Source organism: Marivivens sp. JLT3646 (assembly GCF_001908835.1).
Classification (GTDB): Bacteria; Pseudomonadota; Alphaproteobacteria; order Rhodobacterales; family Rhodobacteraceae; genus Marivivens; species Marivivens geojensis.
In genome coordinates this window covers 38,978-58,771 of the sequence record NZ_CP018573.1, presented here as the reverse complement: position 1 = coordinate 58,771, position 19,794 = coordinate 38,978, and the positions used below count along the sequence as shown (strand labels likewise).

Genomic DNA, 19,794 nt, shown 5'->3' with positions numbered 1-19,794 from the left:
AGGGCATGTTAACCTTGATTGTCTTCCTATGGTGCCTGTGGTCGGGTAGGGATTAATCATGACGAAAGCGCCAGAAAAATTGCCCTATGACTACCTGCTGGCTGCTGGCTATCGGGTGGCGCCGTTTGTTGTGGAGCGTTTGCTCTATATGCGGGAACGCTTGTTCTCTCGTCAGATTCACGGCCATCAATGGAGCGTTCTGAACGGCGTTCTAATGGGTGATCGAACGAGGCCAAATCATGCAAAACAGCCTGCGATCCTCATTGGGATGCATTGGTTTGCCGTCGGCGGGGCCGAAGCGCTCGCACGGGATTGTATCAACTGGGCGCAGGAATTGGGGCTGCGTGTGTTTGTTGTTGCGGAACGTGCAGGTGGTGTTCCGCCCGAGGGTGTGACGGTTTTGGATTGGCATCATCGACCGCGGTGCGAATGGGGCACACTCATCCAAGAGCTTGTTTGCAAAGAAAATATCGTAGCGGTTCACATTCATCACTGCGTCCCGCTCTATGCTGCATTGCTTGTGATACGACAGAATTTTCCGTGGGTTTGGACCTATGACAGCACGCATATTGTGGAGCATATGGACGGGGGCTTTGTCCGGATTTCGGGGGTTTGGAGTAAGCACATTGATCGAACACATGTGATCAGTCGTGGTTTGGTCGAATTTTATCGCCAGCGTTTCAATCGCGCCGTTGATCTGGGTCGGATGATTGCCGACCGAGAGGTTTCGCCTGTTCGGTTGCGATCACAGCAGAGTACCCTACGTGTCGCGTTCGTCGGGCGAATGGCCTATCAAAAGCGACCGGTGACGGCACTTTGGACGATGGTTCGACTGGTGCGTTGGGGTCGAAAGACTGGCGTTGATCTGCGGTTTGATATCGTGGGCGAGGGGCCGTTTTTGCGGTTTGTTCAACAGATTGCGGCGGCTCAGGGCATCGCTGACCGGATCACATTTCATCCCAGCGGCGCAGATGTTCGGGCTGTGTTGCGTCGGGCTGATATTCTCATCCTTCCGTCATCGAACGAGGGTCTTGCGCTGGTCGCTATCGAAGCAATCGAAGAAGGGGTGATCCCGATCGGCACGGATGTAGGCGCGATGAAAGAGGTGTTACCGCAAGAGTTGTTGGTGCAGAGTTATCCAGCGCAAACTGTTCGAGGTATTGTGCGCATTATGGATCGGCTTTGGCGAGATAGTGCGTTTCTAGCAAAACAGGCTCTAACATTGCGGAAAAACCATGAAACACTGGTGTCAGAACCTTCGGCAAAGGACGTGATTACGAGGTATTACCGCGAGGCATTGGAGGTGAAATGACCAAGCTTGCCGCTGTGATTGTGACCCATAATCGAGCCGATAAACTGGCGAAGGTTTTGCAGGCTCTGCGCAGTCAGACGCGTGTTCCTGACCTGATTTATGTGATCGACAATGCGTCTACCGATCACACGGCTGAGGTTGTGGTCGGGGTGGAATATCTTCGTTTGCCTGAAAATATTGGTGGGGCAGGCGGGTTTAATCTGGGGATGAAACGCGCCTATGCCCATGGGGCCGACTTGGTTTGGGTCAGTGACGACGATGCCTATCCAGAGCCAATGGCTATCGGCCAACTAGAACAGGCTCTCGATCGCTTTGAAACGGATACGGGGCGGAGGGCGCCTTTTGCCTGTTCATGGGTGAAATGGACGGACGGAGGGCATTGCGAAATGAATACGCCCGCGCCTGTTTGGGATTGGCCGCGGTTTTATTCCTCTGATGCGCCTGTTTTCCTCGTGTCGTCCTGTTCTTTTGTGTCGTGCTTGATCCCGCGTTGGGCGATTGAGGCGCATGGGTTACCGATTGCGGACTATTTCATTTGGTATGATGACGCCGAGTATACTCAGCGGTTGGCCCAGTCACATCCCGGACTCTTCGTGCCCGACAGTGTGGTTGTGCATGACCTACCTGTTAACCAAGGGGTGAATTACGGGTTGATCACAGAGCAGTCGCTTTGGAAATTCAGGTGCGGGGCGCGGAACGAAACCTCTGCACGCCTGCGTATGATGGGTTGGGCTGGTGTGGCGGAGTTTTGGTTGCGTGCTCATCGACAGATGAGAGGCACACCTTGGCGGTTCCGTCGGGCAATTTACATGGCGTTTTGGAGGGGGCTATGGTTTCGGTCTGAGATCGAGAGGATCGAATGAGCCATCGTTTTGATACAGCCTATCCCAATCTGAAAGGTTGCATATTTATCGTTACCTACGGACGGAGTGGGTCGACGTTGTTGCAGAATTTGTTGATGACGATTGAGGGCGCGACCATCCGCGGCGAAAATCACAATGCGATGGAGTGTATATGGGCTGCGGCGCGTCGTGTTCGGATGACGCGTTTTTCGTGGGGTGAAGAACCCCGTGGTCCGGAACATCCATGGTATGGTGCGGATCAAATGCGGCCCGTTAAATTTGGGGCCGCGCTTGTTGATGCGTTTGTCGAAAACGTTCTTGCGCCACCCAATGATGCGCGGTGGTTTGGGTTTAAAGAAATTCGCTACAATGCGTTGGGTGATGATTTCCCAATGGTTATGGATTTCATGCATCATCATTTCAAAAATGCTCGGTTCATTTTCAACACGCGCAACGCTGATGATGTAACACGGTCTGGGTGGTGGAAGGATTGGGATCGAGACGATGTGGTTCGCCTCGTTGAATGGATGGATGCACGGTTTGCCGATTACGCAGCGCAGTATCCGGATCGTGCAACCCTCGTGAATTACGCGGATTTTTGTGATGATCCTTTTGGATTAGAGCCTGTTTTTGACTGGCTGGGCGAACCAATTGATCCGTTGAAAACGGTTGCGGTTTTGGCGCGTCGTCTGGAGCATTAGTGATAAGAAAAACTAATCACAGCAATCATAATATTAAATTTTTAATTATTCTAAACTCTCGTTAGGCTCACTCTAGATTGGTGCGGATCATCCTGCGCCCTTGCTTATGATGGAGAGTGTTATGGACGGAAATACTGGCGGTAAATGCCCTGTTATTCATGGCGCGATGCCGAATGTGCGGAATGACCGCCGCGGGAATCGTGATTGGTGGCCAAACCAGCTGAACCTGAAGGTGCTTCATCAGAACCAGCCTGCGGGCAATCCGATGGACCCCGATTTCAATTATGCTGAGGCGTTCAAATCGCTCGACCTGGATGCGGTCAAAGCAGACCTGACTGCGCTGATGACCGATAGCCAAGATTGGTGGCCTGCGGACTACGGACACTACGGTCCGTTCTTTATCCGTATGGCGTGGCACTCGGCCGGTACATACCGCACCGCGGACGGTCGCGGCGGGTCGCGTTCCGGTACACAGCGTTTTGCACCGCTGAACTCGTGGCCTGATAACGTCAACCTCGACAAGGCCCGCCGTCTGCTGTGGCCGATCAAACAGAAATACGGCAACGCGCTGAGCTGGGCGGATTTGATGATCCTCGCTGGCAACGTCGCGATTGAATCGATGGGCCTGAAGCCGTTTGGCTTTGGCGGCGGTCGTGAAGACATTTGGGAACCTGAGGAAGATATTTACTGGGGGCCTGAAGGCGAATGGCTGGCGACGTCGGACACCGACAACAGCCGCTATTCCGGTGAACGCGATCTAGAGAACCCGCTGGCCGCTGTGCAGATGGGCTTGATCTATGTGAACCCCGAAGGGCCTGATGGCACGCCTGATCCGGTCGCTTCCGGTCGCGACGTGCGCGAGACATTTGCGCGCATGGCGATGAACGACGAAGAGACCGTTGCGCTGGTCGCTGGTGGTCACACATTCGGTAAATCGCATGGTGCTGGTGATGCAGCCTTGGTCGGTCCAGAGCCCGAAGCTGCCCCGATCGAGATGATGGGTCTGGGCTGGGCATCTTCGCATGGCACCGGTATGGGTGGCGACACCATCGGTTCGGGTATCGAAGGCGCATGGAAACCAAAGCCGACGACTTGGGACATGGGTTACCTCAAGGTTCTGTTCAAATACGATTGGGAACTGTGCAAATCGCCAGCAGGTGCGCATCAGTGGCACCCGATTGATTGTGAAGACGAAGACATGGTCGTTGACGCGCATGATCCGTCGAAAAAGCATCGCCCGATGATGACCACTGCGGATATGTCGATGAAAATGGACCCGATCTATGGTCCGATTTCAAAGCGTTTCCTTGAAAACCCTGATGAGTTTGCAGACGCCTTTGCACGTGCTTGGTTCAAGCTGACCCACCGCGATATGGGGCCGAAAGCCTGCTATTATGGCGCGGATGTTCCAGCCGAAGACCTGATCTGGCAGGACCCGATCCCGGCCTGTGATCATGAGGTCGTCAACGCGGCTGAAATTGCTGATCTGAAGACAAAGATCTTGGGCTCTGGTCTGTCGACTCGTGAACTGGTTCTTGCGGCTTGGGCTTCGGCATCAACCTTCCGTGGGTCTGACCTGCGTGGTGGTGCAAACGGTGCTCGCGTTCGTCTGGCGCCGCAAGCGGGATGGGATGCAAACGAACCTGATCAACTTGCGAAGGTTCTTGGCGTTCTTGAAGGCATCAAGGCCGACTTTGAGGCTGGCGGTAAGAAAGTATCGCTGGCGGACCTCATCGTCTTGGCAGGTTCGGCTGCAGTTGAACAGGCTGCGAAAGCCGCTGGTCATGACATCGAGGTGCCTTTCACCCCAGGTCGGATGGATGCGAGCGAAGAGCAAACCGACGCAGAGTCGTTTGATCCGCTAGAGCCGCTGACCGATGGTTTCCGAAACTATCAACAGCGTCAGTTCAGTGCATCGGCTGAAGAGCTGCTTGTCGATAAGGCGCAGCTTCTGACACTTACGGCGCCGGAGATGACCGTTTTGGTCGGTGGTATGCGTGCATTGGGCGCGAACCATGGCGGCACAAAGCATGGTGTTTTGACAAATCGCGAAGGTCAGTTGACCAACGATTTCTTTGTCAACCTGCTCAGCATGGATACTGCTTGGGTTCCTGTTGATGGTGACCAGTTGTTCGAAGGCCGTGACCGTAAAACGGGCACAGCGAAGTGGACCGCGACCCGTGTTGATCTGGTCTTTGGTTCGAACTCGCAATTGCGGGCACTTTCCGAGGTCTACGCACAGGACGACAACGCTGGCAAATTCGTTGCCGACTTTGTCAAAGCGTGGACCAAGGTCATGGAACTAGATCGGTTCGATCTGAAGTAATCGTGAGAAGGCCGGTGGAAACACCGGCCTTTTTCAAAATAGGTAGATGTCGTCGATAATGTCGTTGGCATCTTCCCAGTCGTCGAGGGTCAGGGTGTTCCCTCCGCCAAAATCCCAGAAGAGAGCGGTGTCGAGTTGGGTCGCCATCGCGGCGATTTCTTGGGCCGTAAGACCGTCGAGCCCCAATGCAGCACTGTTTAACGAAAGGCGGTCGACGTCGTTCAGGAAATCCCCAATCCGGTCCTTACCTGCATCGTAAACAAATGTATCCGCGCCTTCGCCGCCGCGCATGAGATCATCGCCCGCCCCACCAGAAAGGGTATCGTTGCCCGTTGCCCCGTAGAGCTGGTCGTTGCCGTCCATGCCGTAAAGCGTGTCGTTTCCTTCGTTTCCAGCAAGGAAATCACTACCATCACCCCCACGCAGCAGGTCATTCCCGTCCCAGCCGTGCAGAGAGTCATCGCCTGTAAAGCCGTAGAGTTCGTCGTCGCCGGAAACGCCGATCAGGATATCGTTGCCTTCTTCACCTGCGATGAAATCGTTGTCGGCGCCGCCGTGGATGTAGTCGTCCCCTTGGCCGCCGTTAAGGATATCGCGGCCGCGGTCGCCAAAGATGCTGTCATTTCCAGCCTCACCGTAAATACGGTCGTGGCCGATGTAGCCGTACAGCTGGTCATCGCCATCGCCACCATAGACGGTATCGTTGCCCCATCCTGCACGCACATCGTCAGCCCCGTTCCCCGCGATGATCACGTCATGGTTCAGGTTGCCAAAGAGGAGATCGTTGCCATCTCCGCCATCAATCGTGTCATTTCCTGACAGCCCGCGGATGGTATTGGCGTATTCGTTGCCATTTATCGTGTCTGCTGCTGTTCAGCCGATCCCGTTTTCGATCACCGCGCCATAGGCAATCGAAACGTTGCCATCATATCCGCCGATGTTTGAAAATGCGCCGTCGTTGAGGTCAAGGAGTTGGCCCGTCGTGAACCCTGACAGGTCAATGGTGTCGGAACCGTCACCGTCCCAAATGCTAAGCAAAGGTTTGTCATTCGTCGAGAAATCAAACACCCCGCCGACGTTTGTATTAAAGCCGTAAACGGAGTCTCCAGAGTTTGCAGACGTGTTCACGCCGTAGAGCAATTGCAGCGCATAGATGTCATAGAGCATGTAGGTCTGAGGATAGAGACCCATGTTCTGCATGGTGTTCGCTTCGTCGAAATAGCTCATCACCGAATATTGGTGGCTGTCTGAAATTAACTGCGCGTTGGTCCCATAGGCGATGGTCGTGCCTGCTGCCGCGTCATAGTCCCCAGGGTGCGACAGGCCGATGGCATGGCCGAATTCGTGTAGAAACACAAAGTAAGAATAGCCACCCACGGGAAGCGCACTGGTCGATACCCACCGGTTATTCACCCATAGGTCACCTGCAGTGTTCGACGTTGCTGTGCTTCCTGGGAAATAGGCATAGGCGCCCGCGCCGTCGGTGGTCGATGTGTAACCGGCCATGAGGATCGTGGCAGAGTTGGTCGTTCCCCCCGTTGCAACTTGTGTCAGGGTGAGGTTGGACAGGCTCGACGCGTATGTTGCAACCTCTGTTGCGGCGTCCATCTGAGCGGTGGTCAGTTGCGCAAATGCGGTCGTTTTTCCGTCCGCGTCTAACGCGGTGCCGCTATCCCTAAATCCCCAAGTTATGGTTGCCCCAGTTGCCGGAGCGCTGGACCATGTGTAGCCCGATCGGATCAGCGCCGAGGATCCCATCGCGAGGTCATAGTCGGCTTTGGTTCCAACAGCCAAAGACACGGCATAATCCCCGCTGCTGCCGCCATTATAGCTGCCTGCTGAGACGTAATAGGTGTCGGTGGTTGTCGGGGTAAAGGTCAGATTGGAATAGAGCCCCGGACCGCTGTCGTCGTCGATTGAAATGCTGGTGCCAGACGACGAATATAGTGTCAGATAGGGATCTGATACAGCGCTGGACTGCGTCCCTAATCCTGCCATTGCAGCGGTATAAGTGGTCCCAGCGGTTAAGGTGACTTCAATCCAGTCTTGGTTATTTTTATCGAGGTAGCCGACAAAATAGTCACCCACAGAGATCGCGTAGGGCGTCTGTGTCGATGCGGGGGCATCGTTGGTTTCGGTGACATAGACCATTGGCAACCGCGACTGGATTTTACGTATGCTCCAGTATCTTATACGGCTCTTTGTTAACGACTGCCAAACTCAGAAGCGTAAACTGCGGGTTATTTGGCAAATTCTGGCGCAATGGGGCGTCTATTCCTGATTGGCATAATACTTGCGCTTTGACATCTTGCCCAAGCCCGGATTGAGGCTGTTCGTTGGGTCGATGGATTTGTAAAAATTGGCAAGGTCCGGTTTGGCCGCATAAAGGTGGCCGACATTATGCTCTGCGGGGTATTCGGCGCCGCGTTCATCGATCAGTTTGAGCATCTCAGTTTTGATTGCTTTGACGTTTGCACCTGCTTTGACCACGTAGTCCTGATGCATCACGTGGCACATGAAATGACCGTAATAGAGGCTGTATGTCAGGTGCTGCGTGATTTCGGGTGGGAGCCGTTCAAGGAAGTCATCATCATTTCGGCGCAACGCGATATCGAGGGCGATGATGTCCTCGACTTCTGCGGCGTGGATTGCCTTATAGCGTATGGCAGCTCCTGCAGCGGCAAAGCGCAGGAGGCCGGCCATTTTGGCTTCGCGCGGGTTGCATTCAAAGAATGATAGGCGGTCTTGGCCTGCCATTGTGTCGAGGAGCGCCCGCGCCTCTGCGATGCCATCATCGCGCATTTTTAGGATCAAGTGATGTTCATGTTTTGCCCGCATATTGCGGAGGGATTTGGGCAAAATGTCGGGCCAAAGGCGCGACAGGGTTTGCATGAACTGATCGGTAAAGCGGCCCATGAAGGGTACCTTTGCCAATCGAGCATCAACCCATCCTTTGATCGCAAAGAACATCGGCAAACGGTCGGTGCCCAACTTGTCGATCATCACCATGGTGTCTTTGCCGTAGCGGTCCGAGATGTCGAAAACATCGGCGTGCATGTATTCAGCGCTGACGGGGAGAGTGGTGAAATCCGACAGGATCGTACGGCGCAAATCAGTTAGCGCGGCGGTATGATCGGCGCCGATGTAAAAGGTCCGCTCTGACGCGTTCTTTTCAAAGGTATCTAGTCGCACTGCAAAAACGGCGAGCTTGCCCGCGCAGCCCGCGGCCTCGTAAAGGCGACGTTTATCGGCATTAAAGCGGGCAGGGGTGTCAGCGGTGACATCGCGGACGCGGGTGACGTAGTCAGTATCAGACCCTTTGCGGTTCGTGTCGTCAATGTCGGCCTCGGTAAAAGAACCGGATTCCAGACGGGTCAGGATGTCTTGGGCTGTGTTGCCCAAGTCGATCCCGAGGTGGTTCACGAGTTCGAGCGTCCCATCTGCTGTGATCTGCGCGTAGAGCGCCATTTCAGTATAGGACGGTCCGCGTTCGACCAGTGAGCCGCCAGAGTTATTGCAGACGCCTCCAACAACGGATGCGCCGATGCAGGACGAGCCAATCACCGAATGGGGCTGGCGGTTTAGCGGGTCGAGAAGTTTTTCGAGCGCAAAGAGTGTCGCACCCGGGAAGCTGATCACCTGTTTGCCGTCACGGATTAGACGCAGGCCATCCATGCGGCGGGTATTCACCAATACGACATCGCGATCATAGGTGCCGTTCGGGGTGGACCCTTCGGTCAGGCCTGTATTCGCTGCCTGCATGATAACGATTTTATCGGCAGCCACACAGGCTTTGAGAATGTTCCATTGTTCAAGGAGCGTAGCGGGCTGGACCACGGCTAGAACCTCGCCTTCACCAGACCGAAACCCTTTGCGGAACCGCTGGGTTGCGCGGGGAGAGGTGAAAATATACCGACGTCCAACGATCTGTCGTAGTTCAGCGAGAAGCGCGTGGTTGTCCATTTTCAACTCCGGTTAGCGGAACCGTAGGTTTTCGCGGGAAAGTTGGCCGACCGAGGTCACGCCCATCAGTTTCATCCCGCGTTCGATTTCGGCTTTCATAAGGCCAAGCGCGCGTTCGACACCTGCCTGTCCAGCTGCGGCCAGAGGGTACAGGTAGAACCGTCCGCCGCCAACAGCCTTGGCGCCAAGTGACAACGCCTTGAGCACATGGGTGCCGCGTTGGATGCCGCTGTCCATGATAACGTCGATTTCGTCACCGACCTCGTCCACGATTTCCTTGAGCTGGTCGAAGGGCGTGCGCGATCCATCAAGCTGGCGGCCACCGTGGTTCGACAGGACGATGCCAGTGCAACCGATGTCCACTGCACGGCGGGCATCCTTGGCGGTCATGATGCCCTTGAGGCAGAACTGACCGTCCCATTCCTGAACCATTTCCGCGACATCATCCCAGTCCATCGACGGGTCAAGCATATTCGAGAAGTAGTTGCCGATCGACGAGGCGCCGCCGCCCATGTTCACGAATTTATCCAGCTGCGGCATCGCGAATTTTTCGTGGGTAACATAGTTGATGCCCCACATAGGCTTCATTGCGAATTGCATCATCCCGCCAAGTGTCAGGCGGAAGGGGATGGAAAATCCAGTGCGCAAGTCGCGTTCTCGGTTGCCGCCGGTTATGCTGTCTACGGTCAGCATCATAACGTTCACGCCGCTTTCCTTGGCGCTTTGCATCATGGCGCGGTTCAGACCGCGGTCTTTGTGGAAATAGAACTGGTAGCACTGCGGGTTTTTGTGTTTGGCCCGCATTTCTTCGATGCTGACGGTGCCCAGAGAGGATACGCCGAACATCGTGCCGTATTTCTCTGCCGCCGCTGCAACCGCGCGTTCCCCGTCGTGGTGGAATAAACGCTGAAGCGCGGTGGGCGAACAGTAAATCGGCAGGTCGAGCTTCTGGCCCATCACCGTGACAGACATATCCACGTCCTGCACACCGGTTAGAACCGAAGGCAGCAGGTCACAGCGGTCAAAGGCGGCCGTGTTCTGGCGATAGGTCACCTCGTCATCGGCAGCCCCGTCGATATAGTTGAAGATCGGACCGGGCAAACGACGGCGTGCAAGTTCGCGGAAGTCGTGGAAATTGTGGCAATGGGCCAGACGCATTTTCAAGCTCCGTTAATAGGCGACAGAGGGCAGCCACGTTGCAAGCTGCGGCCAGAGGTAGACCAGCATCAGACCAGTGAGCTGTAGCAGTACAAAGGGAATGATGCCTTTGTAGATGTCGATCAGACGGATTTCTGGCGGGCAAACACCCTTGAGATAGAAGAGCGCAAAGCCAACGGGCGGGGTGAGGAAGCTGGTCTGCAAAGTCACAGCCACCATAATGACAAACCAGAGAAGCGCAGGTTCGTCGATTTCGCCAAAGCCCGGAATGTCGAGCCCGAGGCCATTCACGATCGGGCGCATCAGTGGCAGAACGATCAAGGTAATCTCGATCCAGTCGAGCACGAAGCCCAAGAGGAAGACGAGGAACAGGATCATAAAGATAGTGCCTTCGGGGCCAAAGCCTGCACCACGAATGATACCTTCGATCAGCTCGTCGCCACCCAGTTCACGAAGAACATAGGAGAATACTGTCGCACCGAGGAAGATCGCAAAAATGTAGGCGGTGGTGTTGAAGGTGGATTTCAGCACGTTGATCAGTTTGCGAAGTGTGAGCTTGCGATAGAGCACCGCCAAAAGGGTCGCACCCAATGCACCCACGCCTGAGGCTTCGGTCGGGGTTGTGAGGCCCGCAAAGATCGAACCGAGGACCGAGAGGATCAGAAGAAGCGTTGGAATAACGGCGATCATCACGTCTTTTACAGCGGCCCAATCAGGGCGAACGGCGCCTTCGGGAACAGGGGCAAGGTCGCGATTGATCAGAGCAACGACAAAAATGTACAGGAGGTAAAGACCACCGATAATCACGCCGGGAAAGACCGCCGCCATAAAGAGGTCACCCACCGAAAGTGCCATTTGGTCAGCCATGATCACCAGCATGATCGATGGCGGGATCAGAATACCCAGCGTGCCAGAGGCAGAGACAACACCAGCGGCCAATTGTGGGCTATATTTCTGTTCCATCATCGTGGGTAGGGACAGGACGCCCAAGAGGACGACCGACGCGCCGATGATGCCCGTTGATGCGGCAAGGATAATGCCGATTAGCGTCACAGTGATCGCCAAGCCACCGCGCACGGTGCCAAACAAACGCTGCATGGATCGCATGAGTTTCTCGGCAACGCCGCTTTCATCCAGCATGAGACCCATGAAGATGAACATCGGCAGTGCGACGAGGATCGGGTTCGACATCGTGGAATACACGCGGTTCACAGTCGCGCCCAAAGTCAGGTAGTCGAGCCCTGTTAGTGTGCGCTTTAGACCTGTCCACGCCATGAAATTGTTGTCGAACAGATAGGCGATGCCACAATACATCACGCCGACACCTGCCAGCGTCCACGCAACGGGGAAGCCCGTGAACAAAAGCATGATGAAGGTCAGGAACATCGCGATGACCAGCTTTTCCTCGGTATATTTAACGAGGAATGTCAGCGCGAGAGTAACTGCGATAAAGATAACAAGGGTGACGAGGATCGTGCGGAGGCTGCCGCCTTCGCGTTCTTCGGCATAGTTCATCCAGAGCGCGTGAACGTCGTGGATCAAACGAGCGACGGCAGCGAGGGCCAGAAGGCAGAAGCTGATAGGGATGATTGCTTTGAACGCCCAACGGTATGGCAAGCCCAAGGGACTAGAGGACCGTTCGTTGACGCGGAAGCTTTCGTAGAAATAGTCATACCCTTGGTCGATCATGAGATAGATGAAAGGGAACAGAAGGCACAGGATGCCGATAACTTCGATGACGCGCTGCCCACGACGGGATACTTGCATGTGGAGCACATCAACACGCACGTGGCTGTCGGTGACGAGGGCAAAAGAAATGCCGATCATCGTTACCAACCCATAGAAATGCCATTGGATTTCATCGAGTTGCGGAAAGTTCTGGTTCAGCGCGTAGCGGAACGCAACTTGCGTTACGATCGCAAGGACGAGCAAGACGTTGGCCCACATGACGACCAGACCAACGCTTTTGACAACGCTGTCTAGTGCGTTGGCAACAGGTTGAATGTCGCGGTCGGGGTGTTCTTGGAGCGCTTCATAGACTTCGACGGGATCATCGGACGAATGGATATTATTCGACATGGTTCCTCCTCCTTGGAAACGTGCGGAAAAGGGTCAGTGACCCCGTAAATTTTCGGAAATGTGGTTGCGGGAGGGCCTCCTCGACCCTCCCGCAGGGATAGCTTACCGCGGCAAGAACGCGTTCTCTTTCCAGATCTGGTAGCCTTCGCGGAACTCGTTCAGGTCAGCGAGGACAGTTGCAAAGAATTCGTCGTTTGCAGCTTGTTCCGCAGCGACTTCTTCCCAACCCGCTTTGAAGGTGTCGAGCATCTCTTGGTTCCACTGACGGATTTCGACGCCGTTGTTTTCGACGTTATCCATCATGACCGAGAACTGCATTGCTTCGCCTTCAGCGAAAGAGTCAGCCATCGATGCCTTACATGCGCTTTCGATGATTGCGCGCTGGCTGTCGGAAGCTTCGTTCCATGTGTCACCGTTGATCAGCAATTCAAAGATGGTCGCCTGCTGGTGCCAGCCCGGGAAGTAGTTGAACTTGACCAGTTTGTAGAAGCCAAGACGGGTGTCCACTGCAGGCAGCGAGAATTCGGTTGCGTCGATCGCACCGTTTTCGAGTGCGGAGAAGATTTCACCACCCGGCAGGAGCGATGTCGCAACGCCGAGTTTCTGCATGACTTCACCGCCGAGGCCAAAGAAGCGCATTTTCAGACCCTGTAGGTCCTCAGGCGAATTCACTTCGTTTGCGAACCAGCCCGACGTTTCTGGAGCGGTGATCGCACAAGGCAGAACGTGAACGTTGTAGCCAGCATCATCGTACATCTGCTGATACAGGGTCATCCCGTTGCCGTAGTAGAGCCACGCCATGTATTCGCCAGCCTCAGGGCCGAACGGAACGGCCGAGAACAGCGGAGCAGCAGGGATCGAACCGGCCCAGTAACCAGCGGTGGTGTAGCCAGAGTTGATTTTACCTGTCGAGACAGCTTCGAGGATTTCGAACGGCGGAACCAGCTCACCCGGCTCATAGACGCGCATGCGCAGGCTACCGCCCGACATGAGTTCGAGTTGCTCAGCAACGCGTGGGATCGGCGAACCGAGACCCGGTAGGGCAGTGTTAAACGCAACTGGTGTTTTGAGCAGGATTGGATCGTCTTCTGCCATGGCGGCGGGTGCTGCCAGTACCAATGCGGATACTGCAAGAGCGGTAAATTTATTCATTGTCTCTCCTCCATTTTAACTTTCGACATTCGGGGTTAGGGCCCGAATGGGATGGAGTGGTAAAAACAATGTACCTCTACATTCAGTCAACAATAAAATTTACCACTGTTATTATTTGGGGCGATGTTTGTGCCGCAAAATCGTGCAATGGGTGTGTATCACTGGGGTGCGTTGTGGCTATGAAGCCGCTTTTTTCTCGCGAAATTTCAATGCCAAAGCGTAGATCTTGGCATGTAATTAGGCGGTAGCTTGAATTTAGGTCTGGAAAAATTAACTTACCTCTCTACTCTAGACATCCAGCCGAGGAGGGGCCGTCCAATGGTGAAGCAAAGCGCATTATTCGAACCGATTTCTCACGATTCGGTTGCGGACGCGGTGGTTCATCAGATCGAAACGATGATCGTGAACGGCATCCTAAAAGAGGGAGCGCGTTTACCGTCCGAACGTGAAATGGCCGAACGGCTCGAGGTGTCGCGTCCCAAATTACGTGAGGCTCTCAAGCAGCTCGAAGACGAAGGGTTGTTGATCGTTCGTCATGGCGAAGGGTCGTTTATCGCGCAGTTAACCGGGACGGCGATGACGCCTGCGTTCCTTGATCTCTATGCGCGGCATCCTGCAGCTTTTTATGATTATTTAGAGTATCGCCGCGAACAAGAGGCCTTTGCCGCACGGCTTGCTGCACAGCGCGCAACCAAGACCGATAAGGACATCATTGCGTCGATCTTGGATCGGATGGTTAAGGCGCATGAGGATCAAGACCTAGAAGCATCAAAAGTCGCTGACATCAGTTTTCACGCGGCGGTAGCGGATGCGAGCAACAACTCCACGCTCATTCACATGATGGCGTCGATCTATGATCTCACCCGTAGAGGGGTGTTCTACAACCGCAATTTCCTGCGCACGATTGATACGGCGGGAGATCAATTGCTGGAGCAACACAAAGCCATCGCCGAGGCGATTTTTGCGAGCGACCCCGTTGCCGCTGAAACCGCAGCACGCGCCCATATCGACTTTGTCGAGGCATCGTTTCGGATGGGGCATGATCGGGAACAGCGTGAACGTATGGCAGAGAAGCGTAAGTTGCTTTGGGAAAAGCGTTGATGGTGTTTCGAATAATTAACGGGACAAATTCTAAATTTGCCTTAGGTTGACGCCTGTGCGGTCACCCCGCCGTCATGGGGCCAGAATAGAACCAGTTGGAAGGGAGGCTAACTGTCGTTCGTATGGAGTTCGTAGAGTTTTCTCATAACCTTTGGCTGATAGTGGCATCCTTTGCGGTGGCGCTCATGGCGGGCTTTACAGGCCTCAGCCTTACAAATGGGTTGTCTACCTATTCATATACACGGCGCAAAATCGCGATTTCGTTCGCGGCGATTGCACTGGGTGGCGGCATTTGGTCGATGCATTTTGTGGCTATGCTAGGGCTGCAGTTGCCGTTTGTGTTCTACTACGATGCGGCTGTAACACTGACCTCAGCGCTCGTTGCGATCCTTGTCGTTGGTACGGCGCTTTTGATTTTGCACTTTGGCAAACGTACGCGGGCCAAACTGTTGCTCGCCGGTGTGATCGTCGGGGTTGGGATCGGCGCGATGCATTATATTGGCATGGCCGCTCTCGAATTGTGTCGCGCGGTTTATACGCCGCTCGGTATTGTGATCTCGATCATCGCATCCTGTGTGCTCAGCGTGGTTGCGTTTGGTATCGCATACGGTCGGCGCAATCGGCGGAACATTTTGCTGGGAACCATTGTGTTTGGCGTGGCGGTCTGTGGTGTGCATTTCGTTGCCATTGCGGGGACTAACTTTGTCCAGATGATGGTGCCGTCGCAGGTCGGTCCGATGATTGGGAACGAGACTTTGGCGATTGGAGTCGTATTGTCGAGCTTTGCGCTGTGCGGGGCGTTTTTGCTTTCGACGACCACCTTTTTGCCGACTGAGACTGCCATTGCGACTAAGGCGACCGAAGCGCCACTTGTCGAAGAGGTCCCAGTAGCGCCACCGGTAGCGACGCGTCAGATTCCCTATGAAAGAGATGGACGCACGCAGTTTGTCGATGCCTCTGATGTGGCAGCGATCCGTGCAGAAGGCCACTACACCTATATCTACACCAAATCCGGTCAGTTCTTCTGTGCGTGGTCGATTGCCGATGCCACGAAGCGTCTTGCGACTTCGAATTTTATAAAGACCCACCGCAGCTATCTGGTGAACCCGTCGATGGTCACTGGCTTTGAACGGTTGAAGGATACGGGCGTCTGTTACTTTAATCTTAGCGAACTTCCGAAGGTTCCGGTGAGCCGTTCGCAACTCAAACCCGTGCGTGACGTTTTGGGCGTTTAACGCATTCGCATTTCGTGTGGGCCTATTCGCATTTCGTGAAATTTCCCTCGTTTTTCGCTGACGAAACGCTGACGGCGGTGTGCTTCGGTATGCAGTCTCCTCCCATCCGATCATTACCGGCAGGGAGGGCCACTAATGATTCCAGCCTCATTCGATTACCATCGACCATCCGACATGGACGGGGTCATCGCGCTCTTGAAAGAGCATGGTGACGACGCACGTGTGTTGGCCGGTGGGCACAGCCTCATCCCGATGATGAAGCTCCGCATGGCCGAGGTTCCGCACCTCATCGACCTTCAAGCTGTCGACAGCCTACGCGGGATTTCCATCAACGGATCGCGTGTCACCATCGGCGCGATGGTCACACAGCACGACATCATCAATCACGCTGAACTTGCGAAAGTTGCGCCGATAATGCGCGAGACTTCGCTGCAGATTGCGGACCCTCAGGTGCGTTACATGGGCACCGTCGGTGGCAATGTCGCGAACGGCGATCCGGGGAATGACATGCCCGGCCTCATGCAGTGTCTCGATGCGACGCTGCATCTTGTCGGTCCGGATGGAACCCGCGAGGTTGCTGCGCGTGACTACTACGAAGCGGCCTATGTCACTGCACGCGAAGAGGACGAAGTGCTCACCGCGATCAGCTTTGACGCACCGTCGGGTGGGTATTCCTATGAAAAGCAAAAGCGCAAGATTGGTGACTACGCCACTGCTGCTGCTGCCGTAACCATCCAAACATCGGGCGGCAAGGTGTCTAGCGCATCCATCGCGATGACAAACCTTAGCGACGTCCCTGTGTGGTCCGAAGCTGCCGCCAACGCGATCATCGGAACGGCATGTGATGCAGATGCGGTGAAGGCCGCTGTCAACGCCATGCTCGATGACATTGATCCAACCGAAGACAACCGCGGGCCAGTTGCGTTCAAACGCCATGTGGCCGGCATCATCCTCACTCGCGCGATCACCCGCGCTTGGGACCGCGCGTAAGGAGAGACCCATGTCAAACAAGATGCACATCAAACTCAACGTGAACGGCGAGGGCCATGAATTTTTGGCCGAACCGCGCGAATTGCTGATCTACACGCTGCGCGAACGTCTCAATATCACGGGCCCACACATTGGCTGCGAAACATCCCACTGTGGCGCTTGCACTGTGACCATCAACGGTAAGTCGGTCAAAGCTTGCACCATGTTCGTGGCCCAAGCCGACGGCGCAGACATTACGACCATCGAAGGTCTGGGCGGCCCCGACAACATGCACGTCCTGCAAGAAGCGTTTCGTGAACATCACGGGCTTCAGTGCGGGTATTGCACGCCGGGCATGATCACTCGGGCGTCGAAGTTGCTCGAAGAGAACCCGAACCCGACCGAAGAAGAGGTTCGCTTTGGCATGGCAGGGAATATCTGCCGCTGCACGGGCTATCAGAACATTGTGAAATCCATCCTTGCCGCTGCAAGCGAGCTGAACGCCGCGAAGGAGGCCGCAGAATGAAAGACCTTACCGAAGATCAAGTAGAGCGTTCCGCCAATCTCAAGGGGATGGGCTGCTCGCGCAAGCGGGTTGAGGACGCGCGTTTCACCCAAGGCAAAGGCAACTACGTCGATGACGTGAAGCTGCCCGGTATGTTGCACGGTGATTTCGTCCGTTCGCCCTATGCCCACGCACGGATCAAGTCCATTGATACGTCCAAAGCGATGGCACTGGACGGCGTTATTGCGGTTCTCACCGCCGCTGACCTCGCGCCACTCAATCTGCATTGGATGCCGACCCTTGCGGGCGATAAACAGATGGTTCTGGCTGACGGTAAAGTTCTGTTCCAAGGCCAAGAAGTTGCTTTCGTCGTTGCGAAAGACCGCTTTATCGCTGCGGATGCGGTTGAGCTGGTTGAGGTTGATTACGAAGAACTGCCCGTGATCGTGAACCCGTTCGAGGCGTTGGAATCCGATGTGGTTCTGCGCGAGGACATCGCCGACCAAAAGGAAGGCGCACACGGTCCGCGTAAGCATCACAACCACATCTTTACTTGGGAAGCAGGTGAAGAGGCCGCAACAAACGACGTGATCGACAACGCCGAAGTCGTGGCAACGGAAACCATGTACTACCACCGCACGCACCCGTGCCCGCTGGAAACTTGTGGTTCGGTTGCGTCGATGGACAAGGTGAATGGCAAGCTGACCGTTTGGGGCACATTCCAAGCACCACACGTTGTGCGCACCGTCGCCTCCCTTCTGTCTGGGATCGAAGAGCACAATATCCGTGTCATTTCCCCTGACATTGGTGGCGGCTTTGGTAACAAAGTGGGCGTTTACCCAGGTTACGTTTGCTCTATCGTGGCGTCTATCGTCACTGGTAAGCCGGTGAAGTGGATTGAGGACCGTATGGAAAACCTCATGTCCACTGCCTTTGCTCGCGACTACTGGATGACCGGTAAGATCGCTGCGACCAAAGACGGCAAAATCACCGGCCTGCATTGCCATGTAACCGCTGACCACGGCGCGTTCGACGCTTGTGCGGACCCGACCAAGTTCCCTGCGGGTTTCATGAACATCTGCACAGGGTCTTATGATATCCCAACCGCTTACCTCGCGGTTGATGGTGTCTACACAAACAAAGCACCGGGTGGCGTGTCCTACCGTTGTTCGTTCCGTGTGACGGAAGCTGTCTATTTCATCGAACGGATGATTGAGGTTCTCGCGATCGAGTTGAACATGGACGCTGCAGAGCTGCGTCGGATCAACTTTATCAAGAAAGACCAGTTCCCGTATCAATCGGCTCTTGGCTGGGAATATGACTCGGGTGACTATCACACGGCATGGGACAAGGCGCTCAAAGCGGTCGACTACGAAGGACTCCGCAAAGAGCAGGCCGAGCGTGTCGAAGCGTTCAAGCGTGGCGAGACCCGTTCGATCATGGGCATTGGTTTGACGTTCTTTACCGAGATCGTCGGTGCTGGCCCTGTGAAGAACTGCGATATCCTCGGTATGGGGATGTTCGATAGCTGTGAAATCCGCATTCACCCGACAGGGTCGGCGATTGCGCGTCTTGGCACGATTTCACAGGGGCAGGGTCATGCGACAACCTTTGCGCAGATCCTCGCCTCCGAGATTGGTCTGCCAGCGGATAGCATCACCATCGAAGAAGGTGACACCGATACCGCCCCCTATGGTCTAGGGACCTACGGGTCACGTTCGACCCCAGTGGCTGGTGCGGCGACGGCTCTTGCGGGTCGTAAAATCCGTGCGAAAGCGCAGATGATCGCGGCTTACCTTCTCGAAGTGCATGACGACGACCTTGAATGGGACATCGACCGCTTTGTCGTGAAAGGCGCGCCTGAACGGTTCAAGACCATGAAGGAAATCGCCTATGCGGCTTACAATCAGGCCATTCCGGGTGTTGAACCGGGTCTAGAGGCGGTCAGCTATTACGATCCGCCAAACATGACTTACCCGTTCGGGGCTTACGTCTGTGTCATGGATATTGACGTAGATACCGGTGTTCAAACCATCCGTCGTTTCTACGCTCTGGATGACTGTGGTACCCGTATCAACCCGATGATCATTGAGGGTCAGATACATGGTGGTTTGACCGAAGCTCTCGCAGTCGCACTGGGTCAAGAAATTGCCTACGACGACATGGGCAACGTAAAAACGGGGACGTTGATGGACTTCTTCCTGCCGACCGCATGGGAAGTGCCAAACTACGAAACCGATCACACCGTTACCCCGTCTCCGCACCACCCAATCGGTGCAAAGGGCGTGGGCGAAAGCCCGCACGTCGGTGGTGTCCCGTGCTTCTCTAACGCTGTGAATGACGCGTTCCGCGCATTCGGCAACCGTCACACCCACATGCCGCACGATCATTGGCGGATTTGGCAGACGGCGAACAAGCTCGGCCTGCACAGCTAAATCGGAACGGGCTGCC

15 protein-coding genes are annotated in these 19,794 nt (G+C 55.1%); 9 read left to right on the top strand and 6 right to left on the bottom strand.

Annotation, left to right across the window (positions count from 1 at the left end; translation table 11 throughout):
- Positions 1–58: 58 nt before the first annotated feature.
- The 4 genes from BSK21_RS15210 (at position 59) to katG (ending at position 5,181) form a co-directional block, all read left to right on the top strand.
- The gene (locus BSK21_RS15210) at positions 59–1,312 is read left to right on the top strand and encodes a glycosyltransferase family 4 protein (RefSeq protein ID WP_067546942.1); all 1,254 of its coding nucleotides are present in this window, start codon (positions 59–61) and stop codon (positions 1,310–1,312) included.
- Positions 1,309–2,175, top strand: coding sequence for a glycosyltransferase family 2 protein (locus BSK21_RS15205; RefSeq protein ID WP_067546945.1), 867 nt, complete (start codon positions 1,309–1,311; stop codon positions 2,173–2,175). Before BSK21_RS15210 ends, BSK21_RS15205 begins: the two co-directional genes overlap by 4 nt.
- Positions 2,172–2,855, top strand: a complete 684-nt coding sequence (locus BSK21_RS15200) for a sulfotransferase (protein WP_067546948.1) — start codon at positions 2,172–2,174, stop codon at positions 2,853–2,855. Before BSK21_RS15205 ends, BSK21_RS15200 begins: the two co-directional genes overlap by 4 nt.
- A 121-nt stretch (positions 2,856–2,976) precedes the next feature.
- Positions 2,977–5,181, top strand: a complete 2,205-nt coding sequence (gene katG / locus BSK21_RS15195; protein ID WP_067546951.1) for a catalase/peroxidase HPI — start codon at positions 2,977–2,979, stop codon at positions 5,179–5,181.
- A 33-nt stretch (positions 5,182–5,214) separates the two neighbouring features.
- Here the strand turns inward: katG and BSK21_RS15190 are convergent, their stop codons facing one another.
- The 6 genes from BSK21_RS15190 to BSK21_RS15160 all read right to left on the bottom strand — a co-directional run bounded on the left by BSK21_RS15190 (position 5,215) and on the right by BSK21_RS15160 (position 13,533).
- A complete protein-coding gene (locus BSK21_RS15190) occupies positions 5,215–6,039 on the bottom strand; it encodes a calcium-binding protein (protein WP_301547027.1) in 825 nt (274 codons plus the stop codon).
- 15 nt (positions 6,040–6,054) lie between these two features.
- Positions 6,055–7,332: a M10 family metallopeptidase gene (locus BSK21_RS15180; RefSeq protein ID WP_067546956.1), complete on the bottom strand. Its 1,278-nt coding sequence runs from the start codon at positions 7,330–7,332 to the stop codon at positions 6,055–6,057.
- 120 nt (positions 7,333–7,452) lie between these two features.
- On the bottom strand, positions 7,453–9,144 hold the full coding sequence (dld, locus tag BSK21_RS15175) for a D-lactate dehydrogenase (RefSeq protein WP_067546958.1): 1,692 nt from the start codon (positions 9,142–9,144) through the stop codon (positions 7,453–7,455).
- A 12-nt stretch (positions 9,145–9,156) separates the two neighbouring features.
- Positions 9,157–10,302, bottom strand: coding sequence for an alpha-hydroxy acid oxidase (locus tag BSK21_RS15170; RefSeq protein WP_067546961.1), 1,146 nt, complete (start codon positions 10,300–10,302; stop codon positions 9,157–9,159).
- Between the two features lie 12 nt (positions 10,303–10,314).
- A complete protein-coding gene (locus BSK21_RS15165; RefSeq protein ID WP_067546965.1) occupies positions 10,315–12,381 on the bottom strand; it encodes a TRAP transporter large permease subunit in 2,067 nt (688 codons plus the stop codon).
- Positions 12,382–12,483: 102 nt separating this feature from the next.
- Positions 12,484–13,533, bottom strand: a complete 1,050-nt coding sequence (locus BSK21_RS15160; RefSeq protein WP_067546968.1) for a TRAP transporter substrate-binding protein — start codon at positions 13,531–13,533, stop codon at positions 12,484–12,486.
- Positions 13,534–13,851: 318 nt separating this feature from the next.
- On the opposite strand from BSK21_RS15160, the gene BSK21_RS15155 reads away from it, so the two are divergent.
- From BSK21_RS15155 to BSK21_RS15135, 5 genes are all read left to right on the top strand, one after another.
- Entirely contained in the window at positions 13,852–14,634 is a 783-nt protein-coding gene (locus tag BSK21_RS15155; protein ID WP_067546971.1) for a FadR/GntR family transcriptional regulator, read from the top strand.
- A gap of 161 nt (positions 14,635–14,795) precedes the next feature.
- Positions 14,796–15,869 (top strand): MHYT domain-containing protein, encoded by a 1,074-nt coding sequence (locus BSK21_RS15150; RefSeq protein ID WP_367639764.1) that lies wholly within the window; start codon positions 14,796–14,798, stop codon positions 15,867–15,869.
- Between the two features lie 135 nt (positions 15,870–16,004).
- Positions 16,005–16,859, top strand: a complete 855-nt coding sequence (locus BSK21_RS15145) for a xanthine dehydrogenase family protein subunit M (RefSeq protein ID WP_067546976.1) — start codon at positions 16,005–16,007, stop codon at positions 16,857–16,859.
- 10 nt (positions 16,860–16,869) lie between these two features.
- Positions 16,870–17,364, top strand: a complete 495-nt coding sequence (locus tag BSK21_RS15140; protein WP_074039080.1) for a (2Fe-2S)-binding protein — start codon at positions 16,870–16,872, stop codon at positions 17,362–17,364.
- Positions 17,361–19,778, top strand: coding sequence for an aerobic carbon-monoxide dehydrogenase large subunit (locus BSK21_RS15135; protein WP_067546979.1), 2,418 nt, complete (start codon positions 17,361–17,363; stop codon positions 19,776–19,778). Before BSK21_RS15140 ends, BSK21_RS15135 begins: the two co-directional genes overlap by 4 nt.
- Positions 19,779–19,794: the final 16 nt, after the last annotated feature.

Coding starts and splice junctions, on each gene's coding strand:
- BSK21_RS15180 (WP_067546956.1), bottom strand. CDS start 7,332: ATGGTCTATGTCACCGAAACCAACGATGCCCCCGCATCGACACAGACG.
- BSK21_RS15135 (WP_067546979.1), top strand. CDS start 17,361: ATGAAAGACCTTACCGAAGATCAAGTAGAGCGTTCCGCCAATCTCAAG.
- dld (WP_067546958.1), bottom strand. CDS start 9,144: ATGGACAACCACGCGCTTCTCGCTGAACTACGACAGATCGTTGGACGT.
- BSK21_RS15145 (WP_067546976.1), top strand. CDS start 16,005: ATGATTCCAGCCTCATTCGATTACCATCGACCATCCGACATGGACGGG.
- katG (WP_067546951.1), top strand. CDS start 2,977: ATGGACGGAAATACTGGCGGTAAATGCCCTGTTATTCATGGCGCGATG.
- BSK21_RS15155 (WP_067546971.1), top strand. CDS start 13,852: ATGGTGAAGCAAAGCGCATTATTCGAACCGATTTCTCACGATTCGGTT.
- BSK21_RS15140 (WP_074039080.1), top strand. CDS start 16,870: ATGTCAAACAAGATGCACATCAAACTCAACGTGAACGGCGAGGGCCAT.
- BSK21_RS15170 (WP_067546961.1), bottom strand. CDS start 10,302: ATGCGTCTGGCCCATTGCCACAATTTCCACGACTTCCGCGAACTTGCA.
- BSK21_RS15165 (WP_067546965.1), bottom strand. CDS start 12,381: ATGTCGAATAATATCCATTCGTCCGATGATCCCGTCGAAGTCTATGAA.
- BSK21_RS15205 (WP_067546945.1), top strand. CDS start 1,309: ATGACCAAGCTTGCCGCTGTGATTGTGACCCATAATCGAGCCGATAAA.
- BSK21_RS15200 (WP_067546948.1), top strand. CDS start 2,172: ATGAGCCATCGTTTTGATACAGCCTATCCCAATCTGAAAGGTTGCATA.
- BSK21_RS15160 (WP_067546968.1), bottom strand. CDS start 13,533: ATGAATAAATTTACCGCTCTTGCAGTATCCGCATTGGTACTGGCAGCA.
- BSK21_RS15210 (WP_067546942.1), top strand. CDS start 59: ATGACGAAAGCGCCAGAAAAATTGCCCTATGACTACCTGCTGGCTGCT.